The sequence below is a fragment of the Nocardia abscessus NBRC 100374 genome (assembly GCF_000308455.1).
Taxonomy (GTDB): Bacteria; Actinomycetota; Actinomycetes; order Mycobacteriales; family Mycobacteriaceae; genus Nocardia; species Nocardia abscessus.
In genome coordinates, this window is the sequence record NZ_BAFP01000039.1 from 24,316 (window position 1) to 47,332 (window position 23,017).

20 protein-coding genes and 1 tRNA gene are annotated in these 23,017 nt (G+C 67.7%); 14 read left to right on the plus strand and 7 right to left on the minus strand.

All coding sequences use genetic code 11. From position 1 onward, the window contains the following. Window positions 1-19: 19 nt before the first annotated feature. Window positions 20-577: a PadR family transcriptional regulator gene (locus ON19_RS07430; RefSeq protein ID WP_043688536.1), complete on the minus strand. Its 558-nt coding sequence runs from the start codon at window positions 575-577 to the stop codon at window positions 20-22. A 125-nt stretch (window positions 578-702) separates the two neighbouring features. Here ON19_RS07430 and ON19_RS07435 point away from each other — a divergent pair, with 125 nt between their 5' ends. Beyond that, entirely contained in the window at window positions 703-2,067 is a 1,365-nt protein-coding gene (locus tag ON19_RS07435; protein ID WP_043688537.1) for an MFS transporter, read from the plus strand. Window positions 2,068-2,094: 27 nt separating this feature from the next. Here the strand turns inward: ON19_RS07435 and ON19_RS07440 are convergent, their stop codons facing one another. Continuing rightward, a complete protein-coding gene (locus ON19_RS07440) occupies window positions 2,095-2,715 on the minus strand; it encodes a TetR family transcriptional regulator (protein WP_227954432.1) in 621 nt (206 codons plus the stop codon). 172 nt (window positions 2,716-2,887) lie between these two features. Here ON19_RS07440 and ON19_RS07445 point away from each other — a divergent pair, with 172 nt between their 5' ends. The 3 genes from ON19_RS07445 to ON19_RS07455 are packed head-to-tail and all read left to right on the plus strand — an operon-like array spanning window position 2,888 to window position 5,495. Further along, window positions 2,888-4,009 (plus strand): ferredoxin reductase, encoded by a 1,122-nt coding sequence (locus tag ON19_RS07445; protein ID WP_043688540.1) that lies wholly within the window; start codon window positions 2,888-2,890, stop codon window positions 4,007-4,009. 19 nt (window positions 4,010-4,028) lie between these two features. Continuing rightward, entirely contained in the window at window positions 4,029-5,177 is a 1,149-nt protein-coding gene (locus ON19_RS07450; protein WP_051168621.1) for a fatty acid desaturase family protein, read from the plus strand. Continuing rightward, window positions 5,178-5,495 (plus strand): hypothetical protein, encoded by a 318-nt coding sequence (locus tag ON19_RS07455; protein WP_043688541.1) that lies wholly within the window; start codon window positions 5,178-5,180, stop codon window positions 5,493-5,495. Here the strand turns inward: ON19_RS07455 and ON19_RS07460 are convergent, their stop codons facing one another. Continuing rightward, window positions 5,496-6,044, minus strand: a complete 549-nt coding sequence (locus ON19_RS07460) for a DUF4254 domain-containing protein (RefSeq protein WP_227954431.1) — start codon at window positions 6,042-6,044, stop codon at window positions 5,496-5,498. It abuts the gene before it with no gap. A 370-nt stretch (window positions 6,045-6,414) separates the two neighbouring features. On the opposite strand from ON19_RS07460, the gene ON19_RS07465 reads away from it, so the two are divergent. Continuing rightward, entirely contained in the window at window positions 6,415-6,735 is a 321-nt protein-coding gene (locus ON19_RS07465) for a hypothetical protein (RefSeq protein WP_043688645.1), read from the plus strand. 286 nt (window positions 6,736-7,021) lie between these two features. After that, window positions 7,022-7,693 carry a DUF4389 domain-containing protein gene (locus tag ON19_RS07470; RefSeq protein ID WP_051168622.1) on the plus strand — a complete coding sequence of 224 codons (672 nt, stop codon included), beginning with the start codon at window positions 7,022-7,024 and terminating at the stop codon, window positions 7,691-7,693. 37 nt (window positions 7,694-7,730) lie between these two features. Here the strand turns inward: ON19_RS07470 and ON19_RS07475 are convergent, their stop codons facing one another. Genes ON19_RS07475 through ON19_RS07485 form a run of 3 tightly spaced genes read right to left on the minus strand, consistent with a single transcriptional unit; the run spans window position 7,731 to window position 10,307 of the window. Then, on the minus strand, window positions 7,731-8,717 hold the full coding sequence (locus ON19_RS07475) for an ABC transporter ATP-binding protein (RefSeq protein ID WP_043688543.1): 987 nt from the start codon (window positions 8,715-8,717) through the stop codon (window positions 7,731-7,733). Beyond that, entirely contained in the window at window positions 8,714-9,541 is an 828-nt protein-coding gene (locus ON19_RS07480) for an ABC transporter permease (protein WP_043688544.1), read from the minus strand. The genes ON19_RS07475 and ON19_RS07480 overlap by 4 nt, the downstream gene beginning before the upstream one ends. After that, entirely contained in the window at window positions 9,534-10,307 is a 774-nt protein-coding gene (locus ON19_RS07485) for an ABC transporter permease (protein WP_043688545.1), read from the minus strand. Before ON19_RS07485 ends, ON19_RS07480 begins: the two co-directional genes overlap by 8 nt. A 246-nt stretch (window positions 10,308-10,553) precedes the next feature. Between ON19_RS07485 and ON19_RS40000 the strand changes: the two genes are divergently transcribed. Continuing rightward, the gene (locus tag ON19_RS40000) at window positions 10,554-10,970 is read left to right on the plus strand and encodes an aminotransferase class III-fold pyridoxal phosphate-dependent enzyme (protein WP_083899204.1); all 417 of its coding nucleotides are present in this window, start codon (window positions 10,554-10,556) and stop codon (window positions 10,968-10,970) included. A gap of 273 nt (window positions 10,971-11,243) precedes the next feature. Here ON19_RS40000 and ON19_RS07495 read toward each other — a convergent pair. Next, window positions 11,244-11,317 (minus strand) — tRNA-Arg (locus ON19_RS07495). 202 nt (window positions 11,318-11,519) lie between these two features. Here ON19_RS07495 and ON19_RS07500 point away from each other — a divergent pair. From ON19_RS07500 to ON19_RS07530, 7 genes are all read left to right on the plus strand, one after another. Continuing rightward, on the plus strand, window positions 11,520-13,553 hold the full coding sequence (locus ON19_RS07500) for a bifunctional copper resistance protein CopD/cytochrome c oxidase assembly protein (protein WP_043688548.1): 2,034 nt from the start codon (window positions 11,520-11,522) through the stop codon (window positions 13,551-13,553). After that, window positions 13,550-14,518: a serine/threonine dehydratase gene (locus tag ON19_RS07505; RefSeq protein WP_083899205.1), complete on the plus strand. Its 969-nt coding sequence runs from the start codon at window positions 13,550-13,552 to the stop codon at window positions 14,516-14,518. The genes ON19_RS07500 and ON19_RS07505 overlap by 4 nt, the downstream gene beginning before the upstream one ends. 161 nt (window positions 14,519-14,679) lie before the next feature. Continuing rightward, the gene (locus ON19_RS07510; protein WP_043688550.1) at window positions 14,680-15,177 is read left to right on the plus strand and encodes a single-stranded DNA-binding protein; all 498 of its coding nucleotides are present in this window, start codon (window positions 14,680-14,682) and stop codon (window positions 15,175-15,177) included. Window positions 15,178-15,257: 80 nt separating this feature from the next. Further along, window positions 15,258-16,934, plus strand: a complete 1,677-nt coding sequence (ettA, locus tag ON19_RS07515; RefSeq protein WP_043688551.1) for an energy-dependent translational throttle protein EttA — start codon at window positions 15,258-15,260, stop codon at window positions 16,932-16,934. Window positions 16,935-17,273: 339 nt separating this feature from the next. Beyond that, on the plus strand, window positions 17,274-17,396 hold the full coding sequence (locus ON19_RS43620; protein WP_255218373.1) for a hypothetical protein: 123 nt from the start codon (window positions 17,274-17,276) through the stop codon (window positions 17,394-17,396). Window positions 17,397-17,588: 192 nt separating this feature from the next. After that, a complete protein-coding gene (locus ON19_RS07525; RefSeq protein ID WP_043688555.1) occupies window positions 17,589-22,529 on the plus strand; it encodes an NAD-glutamate dehydrogenase in 4,941 nt (1,646 codons plus the stop codon). Further along, a complete protein-coding gene (locus ON19_RS07530; RefSeq protein ID WP_043688556.1) occupies window positions 22,526-22,990 on the plus strand; it encodes an acyl-CoA thioesterase in 465 nt (154 codons plus the stop codon). Before ON19_RS07525 ends, ON19_RS07530 begins: the two co-directional genes overlap by 4 nt. Window positions 22,991-23,017: the final 27 nt, after the last annotated feature.

Here is a 23,017-nt window from a genome sequence, read left to right on the forward strand (position 1 = left end):
GTGAGGTCGCCTTTCTCCGTCAATCCGCGTGCGGGGCTGTCGCGCGCGGGTGCAGTGCGTGCAGAACTTCGTCGCACCATTCGACGAACCCCGACTCCACGCGGATGCCCGCGCGCAGGACGAGGTACTGGTGCAGGGCTGTCCCGCCGAGCCGGTCCGGGGCGGGGAAGTCACGTTTCTCGATGTGCCGGTACAGCTCGAGCCGCTGGGCGTGCTGGTCGCGGTGGCGGGCCACCTCGGCGCGCAGTGCGGTGATGTCGCCGTAGGCGGCGGCGCGGATCTTCACCGCGAGTTCGTTGCGCGGGGTGCCCGAGTCGCTCGGCTCGGCTATCCAGCGGGCGAGTTCGCCGCGCCCCGCCTCGCTCACCGAGTACACCTTCTTGTCCGGCCTGCCCTCCTGCGCCACCGACTCGCCGTCGACCCAGCCGGACTCCTCCATGCGTTTGAGGACGCGATAGATCTGCTGGTGGGTCGCGCTCCAGAAGTAGCCGATGGACTTGTCGAAGCGCCGCGCCAGCTCGTATCCCGATCCGGCGCGCTCGGTGAGCGATACCAGCAACGCATGCTCGAGGGCCATGCGGCGAGAATAGCCATGACACTCGGTACTATGCAACTGGGTGCATAGCCAACCCGGATCGCTCCGCCGCGAAACGATGTGGCTGAGGGCCGACCCGGAACGTCCGCGCGCATTAAGCTGCGCGCATGACCGAGGTGAACGCCCGGGCAACGGTCGGGCAGGCTGCCGGGCGCGGGCAAGTGGTGGCGTGGGGGCTGTGGGACTGGGGATCTTCGGCATTCAACGCCGTCATCCTCACGTTCGTGTTCTCGGTGTATCTCACCGACAAGGTCGGTGACGACCTGCCCGGCGGTGTCTCCGCCAGCGCCTGGCTGGGCTGGTCGCTGGGTATCGCGGGATTGATCGTCGCCTTGACCGCGCCGGTCAGCGGCCAGCGCTTCGACGCCTCGGCGAAACGCAAACGCTCCCTGGGGATGCTGACCGCGCTCACCGTCGCGGCGATGACGCTGATGTTCTTCGTGCACGACGACTATCGCGACCTGTGGCTCGGTCTGGTGCTGCTGGCGTTCGCGTCGGCCTGCTTCGAATTGGCGAACGTGCCGTACAACGCGATGCTGCGGCAGGTGTCCACACCGCAAACGGTGGGCCGGGTCTCCGGATTCGGCTGGGCGATGGGCTATTTCGGCGGCATCTTCCTGCTGCTGATCTGCTACTTCGGCTTCATCGCCGGCGAGGGCGACAACCGCGGGCTGCTCGGTGTGCCCACCGACGACGGAATCAACATCCGCCTGGTCGCCGTGCTGGCCGCCGTCTGGTTCGCCGCCTTCGCGTTGCCGGTCCTGTTCGCGGTGCCGGAATTGCCCCGCACGGATGCGGATCCCGGTGCGGCGAGCGCCGGATTCCTCGGCTCGTACCGGGTGCTGTGGCGCGACCTGAACGAGCTGTGGCGCACCGATCGGCGCACGGTCGGCTTCCTGGTGGCCAGCGCCGTGTTCCGGGACGGTCTCGCCGGGGTGTTCACCTTCGGGGCGGTGCTCGCCGTGCGCGTCTACGGCATCGCCGACTCGGACGTGCTGTTGTTCGGCATCGCCGCCAATGTCGTCGCGGCGCTGGGCGCGATCGTCGCGGGACGCTTGGACGACCGGGTGGGGCCGAAGCTCGTCATCGTGTGGTCCTTGGCCGCCATGCTGGTGTGCGGACTGGCGCTACTCGTGGTGTCCGGCCCGCTGATGTTCTGGATCTTCGGCTTGCTGCTCACGGTTTTCGTCGGTCCCGCCCAGGCGGCGGCGCGCTCGTTCCTGGCCCGTCTGGCGCCGCCGGGGCGCGAGGGCCAGCTCTTCGGCTTGTACACGACCACCGGGCGCGCGGTGTCGTTCCTCGCGCCGACGCTGTTCGGCCTGTTCGTCTGGCTGTCCGGCGCGGACCGCGCGGGCATCGCGGGTCTGCTGGTGGTACTCGCGGCGGGGCTCGCGGTGCTGCTGCCGGTACGTCCGCCGGATCGGATCGCGGCCAGCGACGGTAACGCCGAGCAGTCCCGGTCCGCCGGGTGATACCGCGGCTCGCGGCCGAGCGCCGGATCAGCGGCGCTTCGGCGGCCGCCAGCCGCCCATGCCGAGCGCGATCAACCGCATCTGCTGGACGGTGCGATCGATGATCGCCTGCTCGTCGCGCGGCGCGGCCGACACGTAGGCGGCGATCCCGTCGGTCACCGTGGTGACCATCAGGTCGGCGGCGATCTCCAGGTCGCGCGGCGTCCAGCAGTCCAGGGCCCTGATCCGGGACAGATCAGCGACCAGTTCCCGCACGATCAGCTGGATCTCCCGCGCGATGGCCGTGCGCAGCGCCGCGGACCCGCCGTGGCGCTCCCTGGTGAGGAAGCCGAACAGCTCCCGCTTCGGGCCCACTTGCGCGAACACGAAGCGCACGGTGTCCGACAGGCTGGCGTCCGCGTTGCGGCGGACTTCCCGCAGCGCCAGCCGCAGCGCGGTGACGCCGTCGTCGACCAGGGTGGCGCCGAGGTCCTCCAGTGACGCGAAGTGCCGGTAGAACGCGGTCGGCACGATGCCGGCCGAACGGGCGATCTCACGCAGGCTGAGCGCGGCGAATCCGCGGTCGGCGGACAGCGCGAGGGTGCCGTCCAGGAGTGCCTGCCTGGTCCGCTCCTTGCGTTCGCCTCGGGTAGCCGCCTGCTCACTCATCCCGGTGAGCATACATCCGTTCACCATTCGCCCTATCCCTAGATGTAGTTCGAGTCACATGTTTCGCCGGTTGACACCAGGCCCCCGTCATCCGTCACACTAGTTGAGTGTACAGACGTGCACTGAAATCGGTCGCACGTCGTCAGCCCCGGACAAGAGGTACGGAGAACGAATGGTGGATCTGATCAACCTGGTGCAGACCCTGACCTCGCCCCACCCGCTGGACCGGTATCTGGAACTGATCCGCCCCACCCTCACGGTGCGGGACATGCGGGCCGAAATCACTCACGTGCGCCGCTCGGCGCCGGGTTCGGTGACGCTCACCCTGCGCCCGACCCGGCAGTGGAAGGGCCATGTCGCCGGACAGTATGTCCAGATCGGCGTGGTGATCGATGGCGTGCGGCACATGCGGTGTTACTCGCCGGTGAATCCGGAAGGCGGTCTGGATCGTCATATTCAGTTGACCGTCAAGGCGCATCCGGACGGCTTGGTGTCGCAGTACCTCTACCGCCACGCCGCCGCGGGCATGGTGGTCGATCTGACGCCCGCCGACGGTGTGTTCCGGTTGCCCGAACCACGGCCGGAGCGCGTCTTGCTGATCAGCGGCGGCAGCGGCATCACGCCGGTGCTGTCCATGCTGCGCACGCTGGCCGCGGAGGACCATCCGGGCGAGGTCGTGTTCCTGCACTACGCGAAGTCGCCGGCAGTGCTGCCGCACCGAGCCGAACTGGACGCGATCGCGCGGCGGCACCGCAACTTTCGCATCGAGCTGCGGTATCCGCACCGCATCGAGAACGTGGCACCGCGGGTCGACCCCGATGCGCCGTGGGTGGACCTGGCCCCTGCGAAGGGCGGCGGGTACTTCGACTACGACGAACTGGAGCGCGTCGCGCCCTGGTTCGCCGACGCGCAGACCTATGTCTGCGGTCCGCAGTCGCTGATGGACGCGGTGCGCACGATCTATCAGGCCGAGCAGCTGGAGGACCGGCTGCACACCGAGGAGTTCACGATCGCGCTCGCGCCGGCCGACGCCGGTGAAGCGCACGGCACGGTGAACTTCTCGGCCAGCGGGGTGAGCGCGCGCAACGACGGCGCCACGCTGCTGGAACAGGCCGAATCCGCCGGGCTCAGTCCCGAGTACGGCTGCCGCATGGGGATCTGCTTCTCCTGCACCGCGGTGCGCCGCTCCGGCTGCACGCGCAATCTGCGCACCGGCGAGACCGACAGTGACCCCGACCAGCCGATCCAGCTGTGCATCAATGCGCCGGTCGGCGACGTCGAGGTCGACATCTGACCCCGAAAGGGAGCGAATCATGACCATCCTGACCGAAACCGACAACGGACCGCTGGTCCTGAGCCCGGATCAGATCGAGGAGCTCGGCCGCGAACTCGACGAACTGCGCGCCGCGATCGTCGCCGATCTCGGCGAACGCGACCGGGAGTACCTGTACTCGATCATCAAGGCGCAGCGCGGCTTCGAGATCGCCGGGCGCGGCCTGATGTATCTCGGCTTTCTTCCGCCGTTCTGGCTGGCCGCGGTGGCGGCGCTGAGTGTGTCGAAGATCCTCGACAACATGGAGATCGGCCACAACGTGATGCACGGCCAGTACGACTGGATGCGCGAGCCCGGCCTGAATTCCCGGGTGTTCGAGTGGGACACGGTCTGCCCGGCCGACCAGTGGAAGCACTCGCACAATTACCTGCACCACACCTACACCAACATTCACAACAAGGACCGCGACATCGGCTACTCCATCCTGCGCATGGACGAGGCCCAGGAGTGGAACGTGCTGCGCCTCGGGCAGCCGGTGTACGCCTTCGTGCTCATGATGCTGTTCGAGTGGGGCGTGATGGGCCACGACCTCGAGGTGGAGAACATCCTGGCGGGCAAGAAGAAGTGGCCGGAGGTCAAGCAGTTGCTCCTCGGCCAGTGGAACAAGGCCGGCAAGCAGGTGCTCAAGGACTATCTGGTGTTCCCCGCGCTCACCGGGCCGCTGTTCTTCCACACCCTCGCGGGAAATGTCACCGCCAACCTGGTGCGCAACGTGTGGGCCTTCGCCATCATCTTCTGCGGTCACTTCCCGGCCGGCGTACAAACGTTCACCGAGGAGGAGACCGCCGACGAGACCCGCGGCGAGTGGTACATCCGGCAGATGCTCGGCTCGGCGAACATCACCGGAAGCAAACTGTTCCACATCATGTCCGGCAATTTGTCGCACCAGATCGAGCACCATCTGTTTCCGGACCTGCCCGCCGGCCGTTATCCGGAGATGGCGCCGACCGTGCGCGCATTGTGTGAAAAGTACGGTTTGCCGTACAACACCGGCTCGCTCGGTCAGCAGATCGGCTCGGTGTGGAAGAAAATCTTCAAGCTGGCCCTGCCGCCGCGCTGGGTCCGGAGCGAGCCGTCTCCCGGTGTTATCGTGATGCGTCAGCCGAAGGCGAGCGAAGCGGGCGTGTGAATGATCGGGAAATTCGAAAGCAACAAGGATCTCATTCAGGAATTGACGTCCTCCGGCGCCCGGCACGTGGGCAATATCGCGAACATCATCACGGGCACCGTCGCCGAGGTCACCCGGGAGATCGGTGAGTGGATCACCGACGCGATCGAGATGAACGAGGCGGCCGCCGCGGCTCGCCGGGACGCCGAGGCGCAGCAGGATCTCGAGCACGACCTCGGTGCGGAGACCGAAGTAACGGTCACGAAGCCGCCGGTCGCCGAGACGGAGGGGTTCCTCGACGCCGAAGTCGTCGAGCCGGGGGTCGACGAGCCGCGCTGATCACCACACCGGCAGCCTGCGCCGGTGTGCGACGACGTCGGCGATCAGATCCTGATAGCCGTCGATCAGCTCGGCCAGCCTGGTCCACTGCAGGTGGGCTTCCCCGCCCGCCTGCATCGGATGCGGCCGAGTCGTGATCTCGTCGCCCAAAGAGTGTCGAGCCGCAACCCATTTCGCCGCAATTCGATCGATGACCGCCCCGAGCGTTTCGGTGTGCAGTGAGGCGCCCTCTCGGTGCTGCACGTTCGCCGCGACCCAGGCGTCGATCCGGCCGACCCACTCGGCGCGGCAGCCGTCGATGTCCTCCACTTGCCGGCTGCACGCCGCGACATGAGTGCTGGAGGCCCCCGGTGCGTGCGCTCGCTCGAGTGCCCGCTGCCGCCGCTCGTGGCACTCGACGAGTTTCCGGGCGGCGTGCAGCACGCTGTGCAGGTGCTGGTCCTCGCCGGGTTCGCGAATCGCGCGAAACAGGGCGGCGGGCGGTGGCAGCTCCTCGGCTCCGAAACTGCGCTGAGCGTATTCGGTGGGCATGGCATACCTCTGCGACACGATGAATCCTGGGTACGCCAGGGCCGAGGGGGATTTCGGGGAGGGGCGCCCCTCGGCTCCGGCGCAGTCCCGCAACCGGACGCCATCCCACGGTCCACCAGCACGGCAGAGAAACCGGGAAATCCGCGACGATGCGAGAGAAGACGGTCCGGAATATCGGGACACTTTCAGGAAAGCGCGGTAGCGGAATCGGCGCAATACTCTGCCGGACGAATCCGAAAGCTGCCGGGAAATCGTTATGTTCCGTTACGGATCGGTCACCCGGTCCGCGCCCGCGGCAAGCGCATCCGCCAATTAGCGAGCGCACGATGGGCAACCGATCCGATCCGACCGCTGCGCGTGGCCGCCCGATCCGCTAGCCTCGGTGTTCGTGCCCGCCTACGTGTCATCGCCGGAGTTGACATTCGGCTTCATGTTCGCGCTGGAAGATCCCGAGCGAATCGCGGAGGTCGTGCGCAACCTGATCGTCCGCAAGACGGTCTCCGTCTTCCGGCTGGCCCGGCTGTCCGATGATGACGGCCCGCCGGAGCGCTACGTGGTCAACTGGGCGGTCATCCCACAGATCTCGATCACCACCGCCGCGCCGGATCAAGAGGAGTTGCGGGCCACCCGCACCATGCTGGTCAACGCCTTCCTCAGCGAGGAAGGCGAGGTCAGCCTGTATTCGGCGCAGGCGAACGGACCTGCCTGACCGGATCGTCCGTAGGGCCGGAAACCATTGGCCCACAGAATCTTCCGGTTGAGCTGTGCTCCACGGGCGCGCGCGGGCCGTCATCACGCCGAGATCGGCCGCGCTCAGCGGCTCGCATGGAATAGGCCGCTGCTCAATGTGAGTCGGGCTCTGTGTCTCCCACCGGCCGCCGTGCACCCCTATTCGTTGGCGTGTCGGTATCAGATGGTGCCGTTCCCGATCGGCCGGATACGCGACAATCAGGACACTGTGGCTTGGATCACAGCAACCGTGAGGAGCGTCGATCATGGAACTCGAGAAGCCCGTCGTGCCGCCCGACCCGATTCGCGTCCGGGGCGATCTGGACCCCGCGCTGTCGCGGTGGATGTGGCTGGTCAAGTGGCTACTGGCCATACCGCACTACGTCGTGTTGTTCTTCCTGCACGTCGCGTACGTGGTCCTCACGATCGTCGCCTTCTTCGCGATCCTGATCACCGGCAGGTACCCACGCAAGCTGTTCGACTTCAACGTCGGCGTCATGCGCTGGGGGTGGCGGGTGAGCTTCTACGCGCTCTCGGTGCTCGGCACCGACAAGTATCCGCCGTTCAGTCTGCGGCCGGACGCGGACTACCCGGCCGACCTGGAGATCGACTATCCGGAAACGCTGCACCGCGGACTGGTGCTGGTGAAGTGGTGGCTGCTGGCCATTCCGCACTATCTCATCGTCGGCGCGGCGGTGAGCGGCGGCCTCTTGATCGGAGGCGGTGACGAGTGGGGCGGCGCCTCGATCTCGTTGCTGGGCATCCTGCTGATCGTCGCGCTGATCGCGTTGCTGTTCACGGCGCGCTACCCGCAGGGCGTCTACGACTTCGTGATGGGCCTCAATCGCTGGATCATCCGCGTGCAGGCCTATGCCGGTCTGATGCGGGACGAGTACCCGCCCTTCCGTCTCGACCAGGGAGCCCGCGAGGCCGACTGAATCGGCAGCGCCGACCGCATCGAGTCCGCCCGCCGCCTCAGCGGGCGGACTCGTATATCCGCCGGACCACGTCCTCGATCTCGGGCTCTTCGATCGACAGGTCCCGGACTTCGGCGCGGTCGGACACGGCGGCCAGCAGTTGCGCGGCGGTGATCTCTTCCGGATCGAAGGCCAGCCGCTGCCGCATGCCGTCGCCTTCGGTGCCCAGCAGTTGAGCCGCGGGGAGATCATCGAGGTCCGGCGCCGGTTCGGCCAAGTCGACCACCAGGACCCGGCGCGCGCCGACCGTGGCCGCCAAGCCGGTGAGCGAGCCGTCGTACACCAGGCGGCCGTGGTCGGCGACGAGCACTCGTCCGCAGAGCCGTTCGATGTCACCCATGTCGTGCGTGGTGAGCAGCAGGGTCGTACCGCGCTCGGCGCGTTCGGCCCGGAGGAACTCGCGCAGCCGCTGCTTGGACAGCACGTCGAGGCCGATCGTGGGCTCGTCCAGGATCACCAGCTCGGGTGAATGCAGCAGCGCGGCGGCCACTTCCGCGCGCATGCGCTGGCCCAGCGACAGCTGCCGCACCGGTGTGTCGAGGGTGTCGGCCATTTCCAGTTGCTCGATCAGTTCGTGTGCGCGCTTGCGTGCGGCCTGCGGCGCCAACCGGTGGATCGCGGCCAGGATCGCGAACGATTCGCGCAGCGGCAGATCCCACCACAGCTGCGAGCGTTGGCCGAACACCACGCCGATCCGCCCGGCCAGTTCGCGGCGCTGCCGCACCGGGTCCAGACCGCAGGTGCGCACGGCGCCGGAGCTGGGCACCAGGATGCCGGTGAGCATCTTGATGGTGGTGGACTTGCCCGCACCGTTGGCGCCGATGTAGCCGACGGCGGCGCCCCGCTCGATCCGGACGGTCATCCGGTCGACCGCGGTGAGCGTCTCCCGCCGCCTGCGCCAGCGGTTGCCGTCCTTGCGATACAGGGTGAACTGCCTGGTCAGTTCGTTCATGTCGATGATCGCCTCCGGACGCCCCGTCCTCATCCGCCGCCTCCCTGGTAGTGCCGTGTGCCTGATCGCCACAGACCCAGTGCCAGCAGCCAGACCCACAGTGCGGCGACCGGCGTCAACCAGGCCAGCCAGGCGGGCAGCAGCGGCGGCCCGGGTAGTCCCAGCAGTGCGAGGGTGGGGAGGTAGGCCGTGAACGACACCGGGATGGCGAACCCGAACAGCAGCCGCATCGGGGTGGGGAACACCGACGCCGGTTGCGTCGCCGCGAACGAGCCGCCGTAGGTGAAGCTGTTGGTGAGTTCGGAGCCGTCGATCAGATAGAACTGCAACCCGGCCGCGCAGACGAACATCCCACCGAACAACGCGATGCCGCCGACGAGCGTGAGCGTCAGCAGCGCGGCCGTGGCCGAGGACCACTCGATGTCGTTGCGCGCCAGGCCGACTGCGAGCGCGACGATCGAGACCGAAGCGCGAGCGAACCTGCGCAGCGAGATGTCGCTGGTGATCAGTTGCAGCAGGAGCGGTTGCGGCCGAAGATGATAGGCGTCGAGCTGGCCCATCCTGATCAGTACCGGCAATGTGTCCAGGTGCCCGAACAGCACTTGGGACAGGGCGAAACTCGAGTGGCTCAGCCCGAACAGCAGCAGTGCCGCGTCCAGGTCGATCCCGCCGAGGACGCGCGCGGTGCGGAAGATCAGCCACACTTCGGCCAATTCGACCAAGCCCACGATGAAGGCGCTCAAAATCTCGGTGGCGAAGGACAACCGGTAACTGCGCTGGGCTCGGATCCTGGAGCGCAACACCGCCACGTAGGGCGTCGACCACGACCCGGCGCGCGGGGACGCGACCTCAACCACCCTGTACCTCCAGCCTGCGCCGCCCGGCGACCAGGAGCACGCGCCCGGCGATTCCGGCCACCAGCACCCAGAACACCTGCACACCGACGACCGAGAGCGCCTCTGCGCCGGTGACCCGCCCCGAGAGCACGTCGACCGGAGACTGCAGGATCGAGGGGAAAGGCGTGGCGGCCGCGATCGCGCCCAGCCACGAAGGGAACATGTGCACCGGCACGAACAGTCCGGCCAGGAAGGTGCCCGAGGTGTAGTAGAGCAGGCGGATGCCGCGGGTCTCCACGACCCAGAATCCGATCAGCACCATGACGAACCGGCACAGGAACGAAACCACCACCGCCAGCAGCACGCTCACCACGCCGAGCAGGTACGGGCCGGGCGTGACCGGCATCGCCAGGCCGAAGGTGAGCGTGCCGACCAGCACGCTCGGCACCCCGCGCGGCAGGAAGGTGCACGCCGCTCGCCCGAGATCGTCGGCGAGATAACCACACTGGATATCGACCGGGCGCAGGAAATCGATCGCGATGTCGCCGTTCTTGACCCGATCGTCCAGCTGTCCCAGCGGTCCCATGAACTGCATCGCGCCGAGCAGCCCCTGCGAGAGCCACACGTACGCGCCGATGCTGCCCTGGTCGTATCCGCCGAAGTCGCCCGCGGCCTCCACCGCGGCCATCAGGACGGCCGCGCGGACGAACCCGAACACGCAGTTGGTGAACAGCCCCGCGAACATGGCCAGTTTGTATTGCCACTGCCTGCGGAATCCGGCGCCCACGAGCGATGCGTAGAGGGCGACGGCGCTGCGAAATCTTTTCCCGACGGCACGCTGTCCGCCCCCCTCCGGTCTGCCGCGCACAAGAGTTTGACTTTACTGACCCCGGTGAGCGCGGGGAAGGCTTCGGCGCTGTTTGCGGAAAAGCGCCACATCCAGCCGTCTACGGTGTTAGAAACACTGGCACTTCAGATTTTGGAGCGCTCGCGCACGACGAGTAAGGATCGCCGATGACCGTCGCCGAGATGACTGTTTTCGAGGCACTCGAATCAGTGGGCGCCCGGCGAGCACGACGGCACCTTCCGCGGCAACAACGCGGCTTTCGTCACCGGTCGCGTAGCGCTCGAACACTATTGGTCGGATTCCGCACTCGAACGCGCGACTCTCGTCAAGGGGGAGCGGATCGTGCGGGCGCTGAGTGAGCTTGCGGTGGCGTTCCCGGGCGTCACGACGCGCGGGCGGGGCCTGGTGCACGGTGTCGTCTCCGGGGACGCGTCGTTGGCGGAGAAGGTCGGTCAGGCCGCTTTCGACCGCGGTTTGCTCGTGGAGACCTCGGGTTCGGCGGACGAGGTGATCAAGCTGATGCCGCCGTTGACGATCACCGGCGAGGAAATCGATCACGGCATCCACCTGCTGACGGTAGCGATGGAGGCGGTCTGCGGCTGACACGTCGCATCGACGTGTTTCGGAAGTCTCGCAGCGCTGCCCACCGGCGTGCCGTCGACGTCGGTCGCGCCGCCGCTCGGGGTACGGCCAGGTCCTGATCGGGGGAAGTCCGGTCCTGCAACCGGCTCGCAAGTCTCGGAGTGGCCGCGGCTGGATCGCCGGCACTGCCCTGGCGGTGCGATGCATCGAACGAAAATTTCTTCGTGTTTGAGCGACCCGCTGCGCGGGTAATAGCACTGGAGACCCGCATAGCTGCAGGTCTCCAGTGTGCTGCGCCCCCGGCAGGAATCGAACCTGCGACCTAGGGATTAGAAGGCCCTTGCTCTATCCAACTGAGCTACGGAGGCAGCGGGTTCCACGATGGCCGACATTGGCCGTGCTGTCCAGCGGGTCGATTATAGCGACCGTCCAGGTGCCCAGACTCTTAGCGTTAGCAACGTTTCAGCCATCCCGAGACAGTAGGTGACGCGCCCGTGGTGGTGCGCGGCCCACAATATCGGTACAAACCCGACCGGGCCACGGAATACTCGCCGAACTACGCTCAGTCGTATGTCGTCCGCCGCCACCTCGTCCGTCGCTCCGGAAGCCGAGACCACCCGGTCCGGGGCGACGTTCGCGACGGTCACCGCGTTGGCGGGCGCCATCGCGGCCGTGGTGGCGGCGCTGGTGGTGGGGCTGTCGGCGGCGCAGGCACTGAGTTTGCTCGGCATTCCCGATCCGGGCGCGCCGACCACCTACGGCCTGCCCGCGGTGCGGGCGCTCGCCGATCTTTCGGCGGCGCTGACCGTCGGTTCCCTGCTTTTCGCGGCCTTCCTCGTGCCACCGCAGCCGAACGGGCTGCTGGACGTGGGCGGGTACCGCGCGGTGCGCCGGGCGTCGAACTTCGCCGTGGTCTGGGCATGCTGCGCGGCGCTTCTCGTGCCCCTGACGGTCTCGGATACCACGGGCCAACCGGTGGGGGAGGTCCTGCGGCCGGAGGGTCTGTGGCGCGCGATCGGTCAGATCGAGCTGGCCGGAGCCTGGCGCACGACCGTGATCTTCGCCCTCATCGTCGCCGTGGGTTGCCGGCTCGCGTTGCGCTGGGGCTGGACTCCGGTCCTGCTCGGCTGCGCGATCGCCACCATGATGCCGCTGGCGTTGACCGGGCATTCGTCCTCGGGCGGGTCGCACGACGTGGCGACCAACAGCCTGATCCTGCACCTGATCGCGTCCGCTGTCTGGGTCGGCGGCCTGTTCGCGGTGCTCGCGCACGCCTTGCGCGGCGGCGCGTACACCGACGTGGCCACGCGGCGCTTCTCGCTGACCGCCACGGTCGCGTTCGCCGTGATCGCGATCAGCGGCGTGATCAACTCCTGGGTCCGCGTGCCACCGGAGGAGCTGTTCACCAGCACCTACGGCAGGCTGGTGCTGGCCAAGGCCGCCGCGTTGGCGCTGCTGGGCGTGTTCGGCTATCTGCAGCGCCGCGCCGCACTGCCCGCTCTCGCGGCCGATCCCCGCGACCGCTCGGCGCTGGTCAGGTACGCGGGCGTGGAGGTGTTGATCTTCGCCGCGACGATCGGTCTGGCGGTCGGGCTCGGCCGCACGCCGCCACCACCCCCGGTTTCCGTCCCGACCCCCGTCGAAGTGGAACTGGGCTACGAGCTGGCCGGGCCGCCGAATCTCACCCGGATGCTGTTCGACTGGCGCTTCGATCTGATCTTCGGAACGCTGTCGCTCGTGCTGGCTGTGCTGTACCTGCTCGGGGTGCGGCGGTTGCGAGCGCGGGGTGACGCGTGGCCGGTCGGGCGCACGCTCGCCTGGCTGTCCGGTTGCGTGGTGCTGCTGGTCGCGACCTCGTCCGGAGTCGGCAGGTACTCGCCCGCGATGTTCAGCGTGCACATGGGTGCGCACATGGCGCTGTCGATGCTCGCGCCGATCCTGTTCGCGCTGGGCGGTGCGGTGACGCTGGCGCTGCGCGCGCTGCCGCCCGCGGGCCGCGGTGGCGTGCCGGGGCCGCGCGAATGGCTCCTCGCCGCGGTGCACAACCCGGTGTCGCGTTTTCTGACCCATCCGATCGTCGCCTCGGCGATCTTCGTCGCCGGGTTCTACGCGCTGTACCTGGGCGGCATCTTCGACACGTACGCCGACTCGCACGCGGCCCACCTGCTGATGAACGTGCACTTCCTGCTCAGCGGCTACCTGTTCTACTGGGTGGTGATCGGCATCGATCCCAAGCCGAGGCAGGTGGAGCCGCTGACCAAGCTGGCCATGGTGTTCGGCTCGCTGCCGTTCCACGCCTTCTTCGGCGTCGCGCTGATGAGCATGACCACCGTGCTCGGCGGCTGGTTCTACCGCGGTCTCGGCCTCGGGTGGAACGGCGATCTGCTCGGCGACCAACGCACCGGCGGCAGCCTCGCCTGGGCGAGCGGTGAGGTCCCCCTGGTGGTGGTGATGCTGGCGTTGCTGATCCAATGGTCCCGCAGCGACCATCGGCTCGCGCAACGCACCGACCGAGCCGCCGAACGCGACAACGACGCCGCACTCGCCGCATACAACGCGATGTACGCCGAACTGGCCAAGCGAGATGGAGAAGTGCGTAAGTGAGTGAACGCGCCACCGTGGTCTCCCCACACAGGCCGGTAGGGCGGGTGGAACGGTCGGACGTGCGCTCCGCGCGCAAGCGGCTGGCCGGGCATATCCGCAAGACGCCGGTCTTCCACACCTCCGTCGCGACCCCGGCCGGGCCGGTCCCGGTCACGATGAAGCTCGAGCACCTCCAGCACGGCGGGACGTTCAAGGTGCGCGGCAGTCTGAACGCGCTGCTGGAGTCGGGCGGCGGCACCGATCACGTGGTGATCGCCTCCGCGGGCAACGCGGGTATCGCGGCCGCGCTGGCCGCGGCGCGGCTGGGCAAGGCCTGCACGGTCGTCGTCCCGGAGACGGCGCCGCACACCAAGGTCGCCGCGATGTGGTCGCACGGCGCCGAAGTGCTCTGGTACGGCACCACCTACGCCGAGGCTTTGCAGCACGCCACCGAGTTGGCCGCCGAACGCGGCGCGTTGCTGCTGCACGGCTACGACCTGCCCGCCGTGGTCGCCGGTGTGGGCGTGGTCGGGCTGGAACTCGAGGAGCAGGTGCGCGGGCGGCCGCCGGTGCTGGCGGCAGTGGGCGGAGGCGGACTGGTGGCCGGGATCGCGGCCGCGCTGGGGCGCCGTCAGCAGGTGATCGGGGTGGAGCCCGAGGGCGCCGCGATCCTGCGGGCGGCGCTGGACGCGGACGGCCCGGTGGACATCCTCGGTTCCGGCATCACCGTGGACACCCTCGGCCCCACCCGGATCGGCGACATCGCCCTCGACGTCGCGCGCCGCCACGGCGTGCGGTCGCTGCTGGTCACCGACGACGCGATCGGCGCGGCGCGCGAGTATCTCTGGCGCGAGTTCCGCATCCTCGTCGAACTCGCCGGCGCCGCGGCGCTGGCCGCGGTGCACAGCGGCGCCTACGTTCCCGCGCCGGACGAGCGGCCGGTGATCGTGCTCTGCGGCGCCAACACCGACGTGGCGGTGTTCTGATCGCGCGGGTGTGAAAAGCGCGATCTTCACACTCCGGCGGGTTGTGCACATTTCCGGATCGGATCGCTCGGCGCTCCCGGATTCGGCGCACCCTGGAAGAGCCTCCTGGAGGGGGAGGAACTTCCGGGCAGGCCCGGATCCGAATGTGAAGGGGCGTAATCATGTACGAGGCCAATGCGACCGTGATCGGCACCATCGCCACCCATCCGGTCAAGCGCGACCTGACCAATGGCGAGCAGGTGGTCACCTTCCGGCTGGCGAGCAATTCCCGGCGGCTGGATCACGCGTCAGGGCAGTGGGTGGACAACGGCACGCTGTATCTGACGGTCAGCTGCTGGCGCCGGTTGGTGGCGGGTGTCGACGCCTCGCTGCGGCGCGGCGATCCGATCATCGCCTACGGCCAGCTGCGCTCCCATGAGTACCGGAGCAAGGACGGCGTCGAACGACGGGATCTGGAGATGCGGGCCAGCGTGGTCGGACCGGACCTGTCCCGCTGCGCCGCGCAACTCACCCGGTTGGCCGATCTGCCGTCGCGGAATACTTCCGGGGCCGCGAGCGCTGAAGGTCGGGTGCCGGTCGGCGACGCGCCGGGGGAGAATGTCGCAGCCGCCGGTTCGGCGCCGCCCCGCGGCAGCGCACCCGAGCCCGTCGACGCGTGATCGCACGACCGGTTTCCGTCCCGGCGGCAGGGTAGCTCTGCTTCGTCCCCTCATCTCCCGCACCGATAGGCTTCACACTTATGGCTGAGTTCATTTACCAGATGAAGAAGGTTCGCAAGGCGCACGGCGACAAAGTCGTGCTCGACGATGTCACCTTGAACTTCCTTCCCGGCGCCAAGATCGGCGTCGTCGGCCCGAACGGCGCAGGTAAATCCAGCGTGCTGAAGATCATGGCCGGACTGGACCAGCCGAACAACGGTGACGCGTTCATCGCCGCCGGCGCCACGGTCGGCATCCTGCAGCAGGAACCTCCGCTCAACGAGGAGAAAACCGTCCGCGGCAATGTCGAAGAGGGCATGGGCGAGATCAAGGTGAAGCTGGATCGCTTCAACGAGATCGCCGAGCTGATGGCCACCGACTACTCCGACGAGCTCATGGAGGAGATGGGCAAGCTTCAGGAGGATCTGGACCACGCCGACGCGTGGGACCTGGACTCCCAGCTCGAGCAGGCGATGGACGCGCTGCGCTGCCCGCCGCCGGACGAGCCGGTCACCACCCTCTCCGGTGGTGAGCGCCGCCGGGTCGCGCTGTGCAAGCTGCTGCTGAGCAAGCCCGACCTGCTGCTGCTCGACGAGCCGACCAACCACCTCGACGCCGAGAGCGTGAACTGGCTCGAGCAGCACCTCGCGCAGTACCAGGGCGCCGTGCTCGCGGTCACCCACGACCGGTACTTCCTGGACAACGTCGCCCAGTGGATTCTCGAGCTGGATCGCGGCCGCGCCTACCCCTACGAGGGCAACTACTCGACCTACCTGGAGAAGAAGGCCGAGCGGCTCGAGGTGCAGGGCAAGAAGGACCAGAAGCTGCAGAAGCGGCTCAAGGAAGAACTCGCCTGGGTGCGTTCCGGCGCCAAGGCCAGGCAGGCCAAGAACAAGGCCCGCCTCGGGCGGTACGAGGAGATGGCCGCCGAGGCCGAGAAGATGCGGAAGCTGGACTTCGAGGAGATCCAGATTCCCGCGGGCCCGCGCCTGGGCAACGTGGTGGTGGAGGTCGAACACCTGGACAAGGGCTTCGGCGACCGCCAGCTGATCAAGGACCTGTCGTTCACCCTGCCGCGAAACGGCATCGTCGGCGTGATCGGGCCGAACGGCGTCGGCAAGACCACGTTGTTCAAGACCATCGTGGGGCTCGAGCAGCCGGACAGCGGCGAAGTCAAGGTCGGCGATACGGTCAAGCTGAGCTACGTCGACCAGAACCGCGCGGGCATCGACCCCAAGAAGACGGTGTGGCAGGTGGTCTCCGACGGTCTGGACTACATCCAGGTCGGCCAGCAGGAGATGCCTTCACGCGCCTACGTGAGCGCGTTCGGCTTCAAGGGCCCCGATCAGCAGAAGCCGGCCGGCGTGCTGTCCGGTGGTGAGCGCAACCGGCTGAACCTGGCGATGACCCTCAAGCAGGGCGGCAACCTGATCCTGCTCGACGAGCCGACCAACGACCTCGACGTGGAGACCCTGGGTTCGATGGAGAACGCGCTCGAGAAGTTCCCCGGCTGCGCCGTGGTCATCTCGCACGATCGCTGGTTCCTCGACCGCACCTGCACCCACATCCTCGCGTGGGAGGGCGACTCGGACAACGAGGCCAACTGGTTCTGGTTCGAGGGCAACTTCGAGGCGTACGAGGCCAACAAGGTCGAGCGGCTCGGCCCGGAAGCGGCTCGCCCGCATCGGGTTACGCACCGCAAGCTGACCCGCGGCTGAGTTCGCCGCGACGGGTGGGTGCGGTTCCGCCCGCACCCACCCGGGGCTTACTCGCCGCATCGGCCGGACTTCGCGTTCGTCCGAGCGTCCATCGCGGTGCCGGCGAAATTATTTCGTTGTGTGCGACTTCCTCTGCCGGTGCGAGGGAGCGCTCGGAGCCGGGGTGGGTTTCATTCACCGCCCGGCGTTTGCTGATGTATCGGCGCAGGGGGAGATCGGGCCGGAAATGCACGGCGAAACCGAGGGAGAAGCGCCTCGGCAAGGCGGGGCGACGAGGTTTCTCGCCGAACGCGGAACAGGAGTGACACCTACCCGCGCGTAGCCCACTAGGGTGGAGTCGTGAATGCGCAGGCGCAGTTCGAGCAATCGGTGGCTTCGACCGCCGATGCGTTGGCCGAGCTGACCCGAGGTACCGGTGCGGCGCCGCTGCCGCCGCGGATACGACCTGTAGCGCTCACCTGACGTTCGCGGGTCCGATTCTGTGCTGTGCCCGAGGTCATCCCGTCCGATCTCGGCACACGAGCGGCGAACTCCGCGGTCGTGGTGAACACCCGGATGTCGAAAGGGAATTCACCCACGCGTCATCGGCGCACAGTTACCCTCGGACCGGCGTCACTTTGTTACGGAACCGATATCCGAGGGAGTTGGCGAAAAATGACCGTCTCGTCCGAATTGTCCAGCGCGGCGTGGGCCGCGGGTTTGCCGCAGACCTTGCGCGGCGAACTCGCGACGCTCGAGGAGGCATACTTCCGCCACGTCGACGCGGGCGATGTGGACTGTGCGATCACCGGCATCACCCAGATCTTCCGCAGGCACCTGGAATTGGCCGTCACGCGTCGGCCCGGTCGTGCGCTGGTGCGGGTATATCACCCGGACGACGGCTCGGGGATCGGTGCGGCGCTGCAGGTCGTCACCGACGACATGCCCCTGCTGGTGGAGTCGATCAGCTCGTCGCTGAGCCGGATCGGCGTCAGCGTCAGCGAGATCATCCATCCCATCTTCGAGGTCGAGCGGGACGAGGAGGGGCGCCTGACGCACGCCGCCGCGCACGAGGTGGACGGCACCGGCGCGGCCGGGCTGCGCGAATCCTGGATGCACGTGCAATTGCATCCGTCGACCAGCGCGGCACTGCTGGCCAAGGTCGAGAGCGCGGTGCCGGATGTGGTGGACGACGTCCGTCAGGTGATCGGCGATACCGAAGCCATCGAGGACGTGCAGGGCAAGCTGGCCGACGACCTGGATCTGGCCGCACAATCCGGGTCCGCGCCGTTCGAGCAGGCCGAGCTGACCGACACCGCCAAGCTGCTGCGCTGGCTGGCGAAGGGAAACTTCACCCTCCTCGGCTACGCGCGCTATCGGCTGAACAGCGACGAGGGCCGCGAGCTGTCCACCGTTCTGCCCGCCACCTGCCTCGGCGTGCTGCGCCCGGACGTCGGCACCGACTTCCACGTGCCGGTCAACGGCGGCGACCGCCCGCTGCTCACGCTGACCCAAGGACTGGTCCCCGCCACCGTGCACCGTGCGGTGTACCCGTACTTCGTCAGCGTCGCCGACTTCGACGCAAGCGGATCGGTCATCGGCGAGCACCTGTTCATCGGCGTCTTCACCGTGACCGCCGTGCACGAGAACGTCCTGGACATACCGGTGATCGAACGCCGGGTCCGCTCGGCGATCGAGGAAAGCGGGTTCGACCTGGATTCGTTCTCCGGTCAGGCGATGCTCGAGGTCATCCAGTCCTTCCCGCGCACCGAGCTGTTCTCCGCCGACGCCGAGACGCTGCGCCGCACCGCTACCGCGGTGCTGAGCGTGGGCCTGCGCCGCCAGGTGCGCCTGTTCCTGCGCGCGGACACCTACGGCCGCTATGTCGCCTGCCTGGTCTATCTGCCGCGTGACCGGTACACCACCAGCTCCCGGCTGGAGATGCAGGAGATCCTGGTCCGCGAACTGGGTGGCGTGTCGATCGACTATTCCGCGCGGGTGGGCGAAAGCGACCTGGCCCGAGTCTATTTCACGGTGCGTATGCCGGAAGTCGAGTTCGGCGCCCCGCGTCAGGCGCTCCCCGTGGCCGACACTTCCGAGCCCAACCGGCTGCGCCTGCAGAATCTCCTCGCCGAGGCCAGCCGTACGTGGGACGACCGTCTGAACGACGAGGTGAGCACGTCGACGGTGATCGATCCCGCCGTCGTGCAGCGCTACGCGGAGGCCTTCCCCGAGGGCTACAAACAGGATTTCGCCGCAGCTCGCGCGCTGAGGGACATCGTTCGCCTGCAGCGACTGCGTGACGGCGGTATCGACCAGTACCTCTACCGCAAGCCGAATTCGGCGCCTGGTTCGTGGCGCTTCACGCTCTACATCGGGGGCATCGGTATCTCGTTGAGCCAGGTGCTTCCGGTGTTGCAGAGCCTCGGCGTCGAAGTGGTGGACGAGCGGCCGTATCAGATCGAGCTGGAAGCCGCGGCCGACGGCGGCGCCGGTGGCGAGCGATGGATCTACGATTTCGGTCTGCTCGCCCGCCCCGAGTTGCTGCGCAGTTCGCTCGACCGGGATCTGGACGCGGAACTGCTCGAATCCTCTCAGCGCGCCGAAGTGCTGGACGCGGAGGTACGCGGGCTGCGCGAGCGGTTCGTGGAAGCGTTCGAGGCCATGTGGTACGGCCGCGCGGAGGCGGACGGGCTGAACGAGCTGGTGCTGCGTGCCCGGCTGCCGTGGCGGGCCGTCTCGATCCTGCGCACCTACGCGAAGTACTTGCAGCAGGCCGGTTTTCCGTACAGCCAGGCGAACATCTGCCGTGTGCTGCTCACCTATCCGGATATCGCGCGCCTGTTCATCGACCTTTTCGCTGCGCGTTTCGACCCCGACACCGTCTCCGCCGAGCGCGCCGCCGAGTTGGAGACCCAGGTGCGTGGGCGGATCGACGAGGTGGTCAGCCTGGACGCCGACCGTATCCTCCGTGCGATCCTCGGCCTGATCACGGCGACGCTGCGTACCAACTTCTACGTGACCGACGCGGACGGCAGTCCGCGCGACTTCGTCTCGGTCAAGGTCGAACCGCACGCGATCGCCGAACTGCCCAAGCCGCGACCGCAGTTCGAGATCTTCGTGTACTCGCCCCGGGTAGAGGGCGTGCACCTGCGCTTCGGGCCGGTGGCGCGTGGTGGTTTGCGGTGGTCGGATCGTTTGGAGGACTTCCGTACCGAGATCCTCGGTTTGGTGAAGGCGCAGGCGGTGAAGAACGCGGTGATCGTGCCGGTGGGTGCGAAGGGTGGTTTCGTGGTGAAGCAACCCCCCACGGCTACCGGTGATCCCGTCGCGGACCGGCAGGCGTTGGGCGCGGAGGGCGTCGCCTGCTACCGCACGTTCATCTCGGGCTTGCTGGATGTCACCGACAACGTGGATCGGGCGACCGGGGAGGTATTGCCTCCCGCCCGGGTGGTGCGCCGGGACGGTGACGACACCTATCTGGTCGTGGCGGCTGATAAGGGCACCGCGACGTTCTCCGATATCGCCAATGATGTGGCGCAGAGTTATGGTTTCTGGCTCGGTGACGCGTTCGCGTCTGGTGGTTCGGCGGGTTATGACCACAAGGCGATGGGTATCACCGCCAAGGGCGCCTGGGAGAGCGTGAAACGCCACTTCCGGGAGATGGAGATCGACACTCAGACGCAGGATTTCACTGTGGTGGGTGTGGGTGACATGAGTGGTGACGTGTTCGGTAACGGCATGTTGCTGTCGGAGCACATTCGCTTGGTGGCCGCCTTCGACCATCGCCACATCTTCCTCGACCCGATTCCGGACGCCGCCCGTTCCTATCGGGAGCGGCAGCGGATGTTCGCGTTGCCTAGGTCGTCGTGGGCCGACTACGACACAGCGCTGATCAGCCCCGGCGGCGGTGTGTGGGACCGCACTGTCAAAGCGGTGCCGATCAGCCCGCAGGCCAGGGCGGCCCTCGGACTGGGCGAGGACGTCACATCGCTGTCGCCGCCGGACCTGGTCCGCGCGATCTTGCTCGCGCCGGTCGATCTGCTGTGGAACGGCGGTATCGGCACCTACATCAAGGCGAGTACCGAGACCAACGCCGAGGTGGGCGACAAGTCCAACGACACGGTTCGCGTCAACGGAAACCAATTGCGGGTCAAGGTCGTGGGCGAGGGCGGCAACCTCGGTGCGACCGCGCTGGGCCGGATCGAGTTCTGCCGCAACGGCGGACGGATGAACACCGACGCGCTGGACAACTCGGCGGGTGTGGACTGCTCCGACCACGAGGTCAATATCAAGATCCTGCTCGACGCCGTGGTCTCCAGCGGTGAACTCGAGGTCGCCGAGCGCAATCCGCTGCTGGCCTCGATGACCGACGAGGTCGCGCAGATGGTGCTGCGGGACAACGTGGCGCAGAACTTCCTCATGGGCATCTCGCGCACCGAGGCGTCGCAGATGTCGAGTGTGCAGACGCGGCTCATCGAGGCTCTCGAACAGCGTCGCGGTCTGGACCGCGAACTCGAGGCGCTGCCCTCGGATCAGGAGATGAAGCTCAGGATCGAAGAAGGCTCCGGACTGGCGTCGCCGGAGCTGGCCAACCTCATGGCGCACGTGAAGTTGTCGCTGAAGGGCGATCTGCTCGATTCCGACCTGCCCGACAGTCAGTACTTCGCCGCGCGCCTGCCGGATTACTTCCCGACGCCGCTGCGCGGACGATTCGGCGCGGCGATCAAGCGGCACCGGCTGCGCCGGGAGATCGTCACCACGATGATCGCCAACGAGATGGTCGACTACGGCGGTATCACCTACGCCTTCCGGCTCGCGGAAGAGGCCGGCGCCAGCCCCACCGATGCGGTGCGCGCCTTCGCCGCGGCCAGCGGAATCTTCGACCTGCACCAGATGTGGACGGCCATCCGCGCGTGCGACGCGCCCACGTCGGTGCGCGACCTGCTCGAACTGGAGACGAAGCGCACGCTGGACCGGGCGTCCCGGTGGCTGCTGAGCAACCGGCCGCAGCCGATCGCGGTGGGCTCGGAGATCAGCCGGTACCGCGCCGACGTGCGCGAACTCGCCCCCAAGGTCGCGGGCTGGCTGCGCGGGCACCACGTGTCCATCCTCACCGACCGGTCTGCCGAGTTGATCGCCCGCGGCGCCCCGACCGATCTGGCCACCGAGGTATTCGGCCTGCTGAACCTCTTCCCGCTGCTGGACATCGTGGACATCGCCGACATCACCGACCGGGACGGCGACGAGGTCGGCTCGCTGTACTACGCGCTCAACGACCACCTCAAGATCGACTGGCTGTTGCAGGCGGTCAGCCACCTCGAGCGCGGCGACCGCTGGCATGCGCTGGCGCGGCTCGCGCTGCGCGACGACATGTACGGATCGTTGCGCTCGCTGACCCTCGACGTGCTCTCCGGCGGCGACCCCGAGGAGACGGCGGATGAGAAGATTGCATACTGGGAGTCGAAGAATCAGTCCCGCCTCGGCCGAGCCAGGGCGGCGCTGTCGGAATTGTTCGAGTCCGGAACCCACGATCTCGCCACGTTGTCGGTTGCAGCGCGGCAAGTGCGGAGCATGGTGAGCGGGGTGGGCGCTCAATCGGAGGTACCACGTTGACGAGTTCGGTGAACCGGAACGGGACGGCGGCGGGCAGCCTCGTGCTGCCCAGGCGTTTTCACGCCAAAGTGGACGTCAGATGGTCGGACATGGACGTGTTCCAGCACGTCAACCATGCCCGGATGGTGACGCTGCTGGAGGAGGCGCGAATCCCGTGGCTGTTCGAGGACGGCCGCCCGACCGCCCCGCTGCGCGAGGGCTGCGTGCTCGCCGACCTGCGGGTCCGTTACCGCGGCCAGCTGCGTCATGAGGACACGCCGCTGGATATCGCCATGTGGATCGAGCAGTTGCGCGCGGTCGACTTCACCATCGGTTACGAGGTGCGCGCTGCGGGCGCCGCGCCCGATTCGCCCGCGGCGGTGGTCGCGTCCACGCAGATCGCCGCGTTCGACATGCCTGCGCAGCGGTTGCGCAGGCTCACCGACGCCGAGCGTGATTACCTGTCCGAATGGATGGAGTGAGCGACCCGCGTCGGTGATCGTCGAATG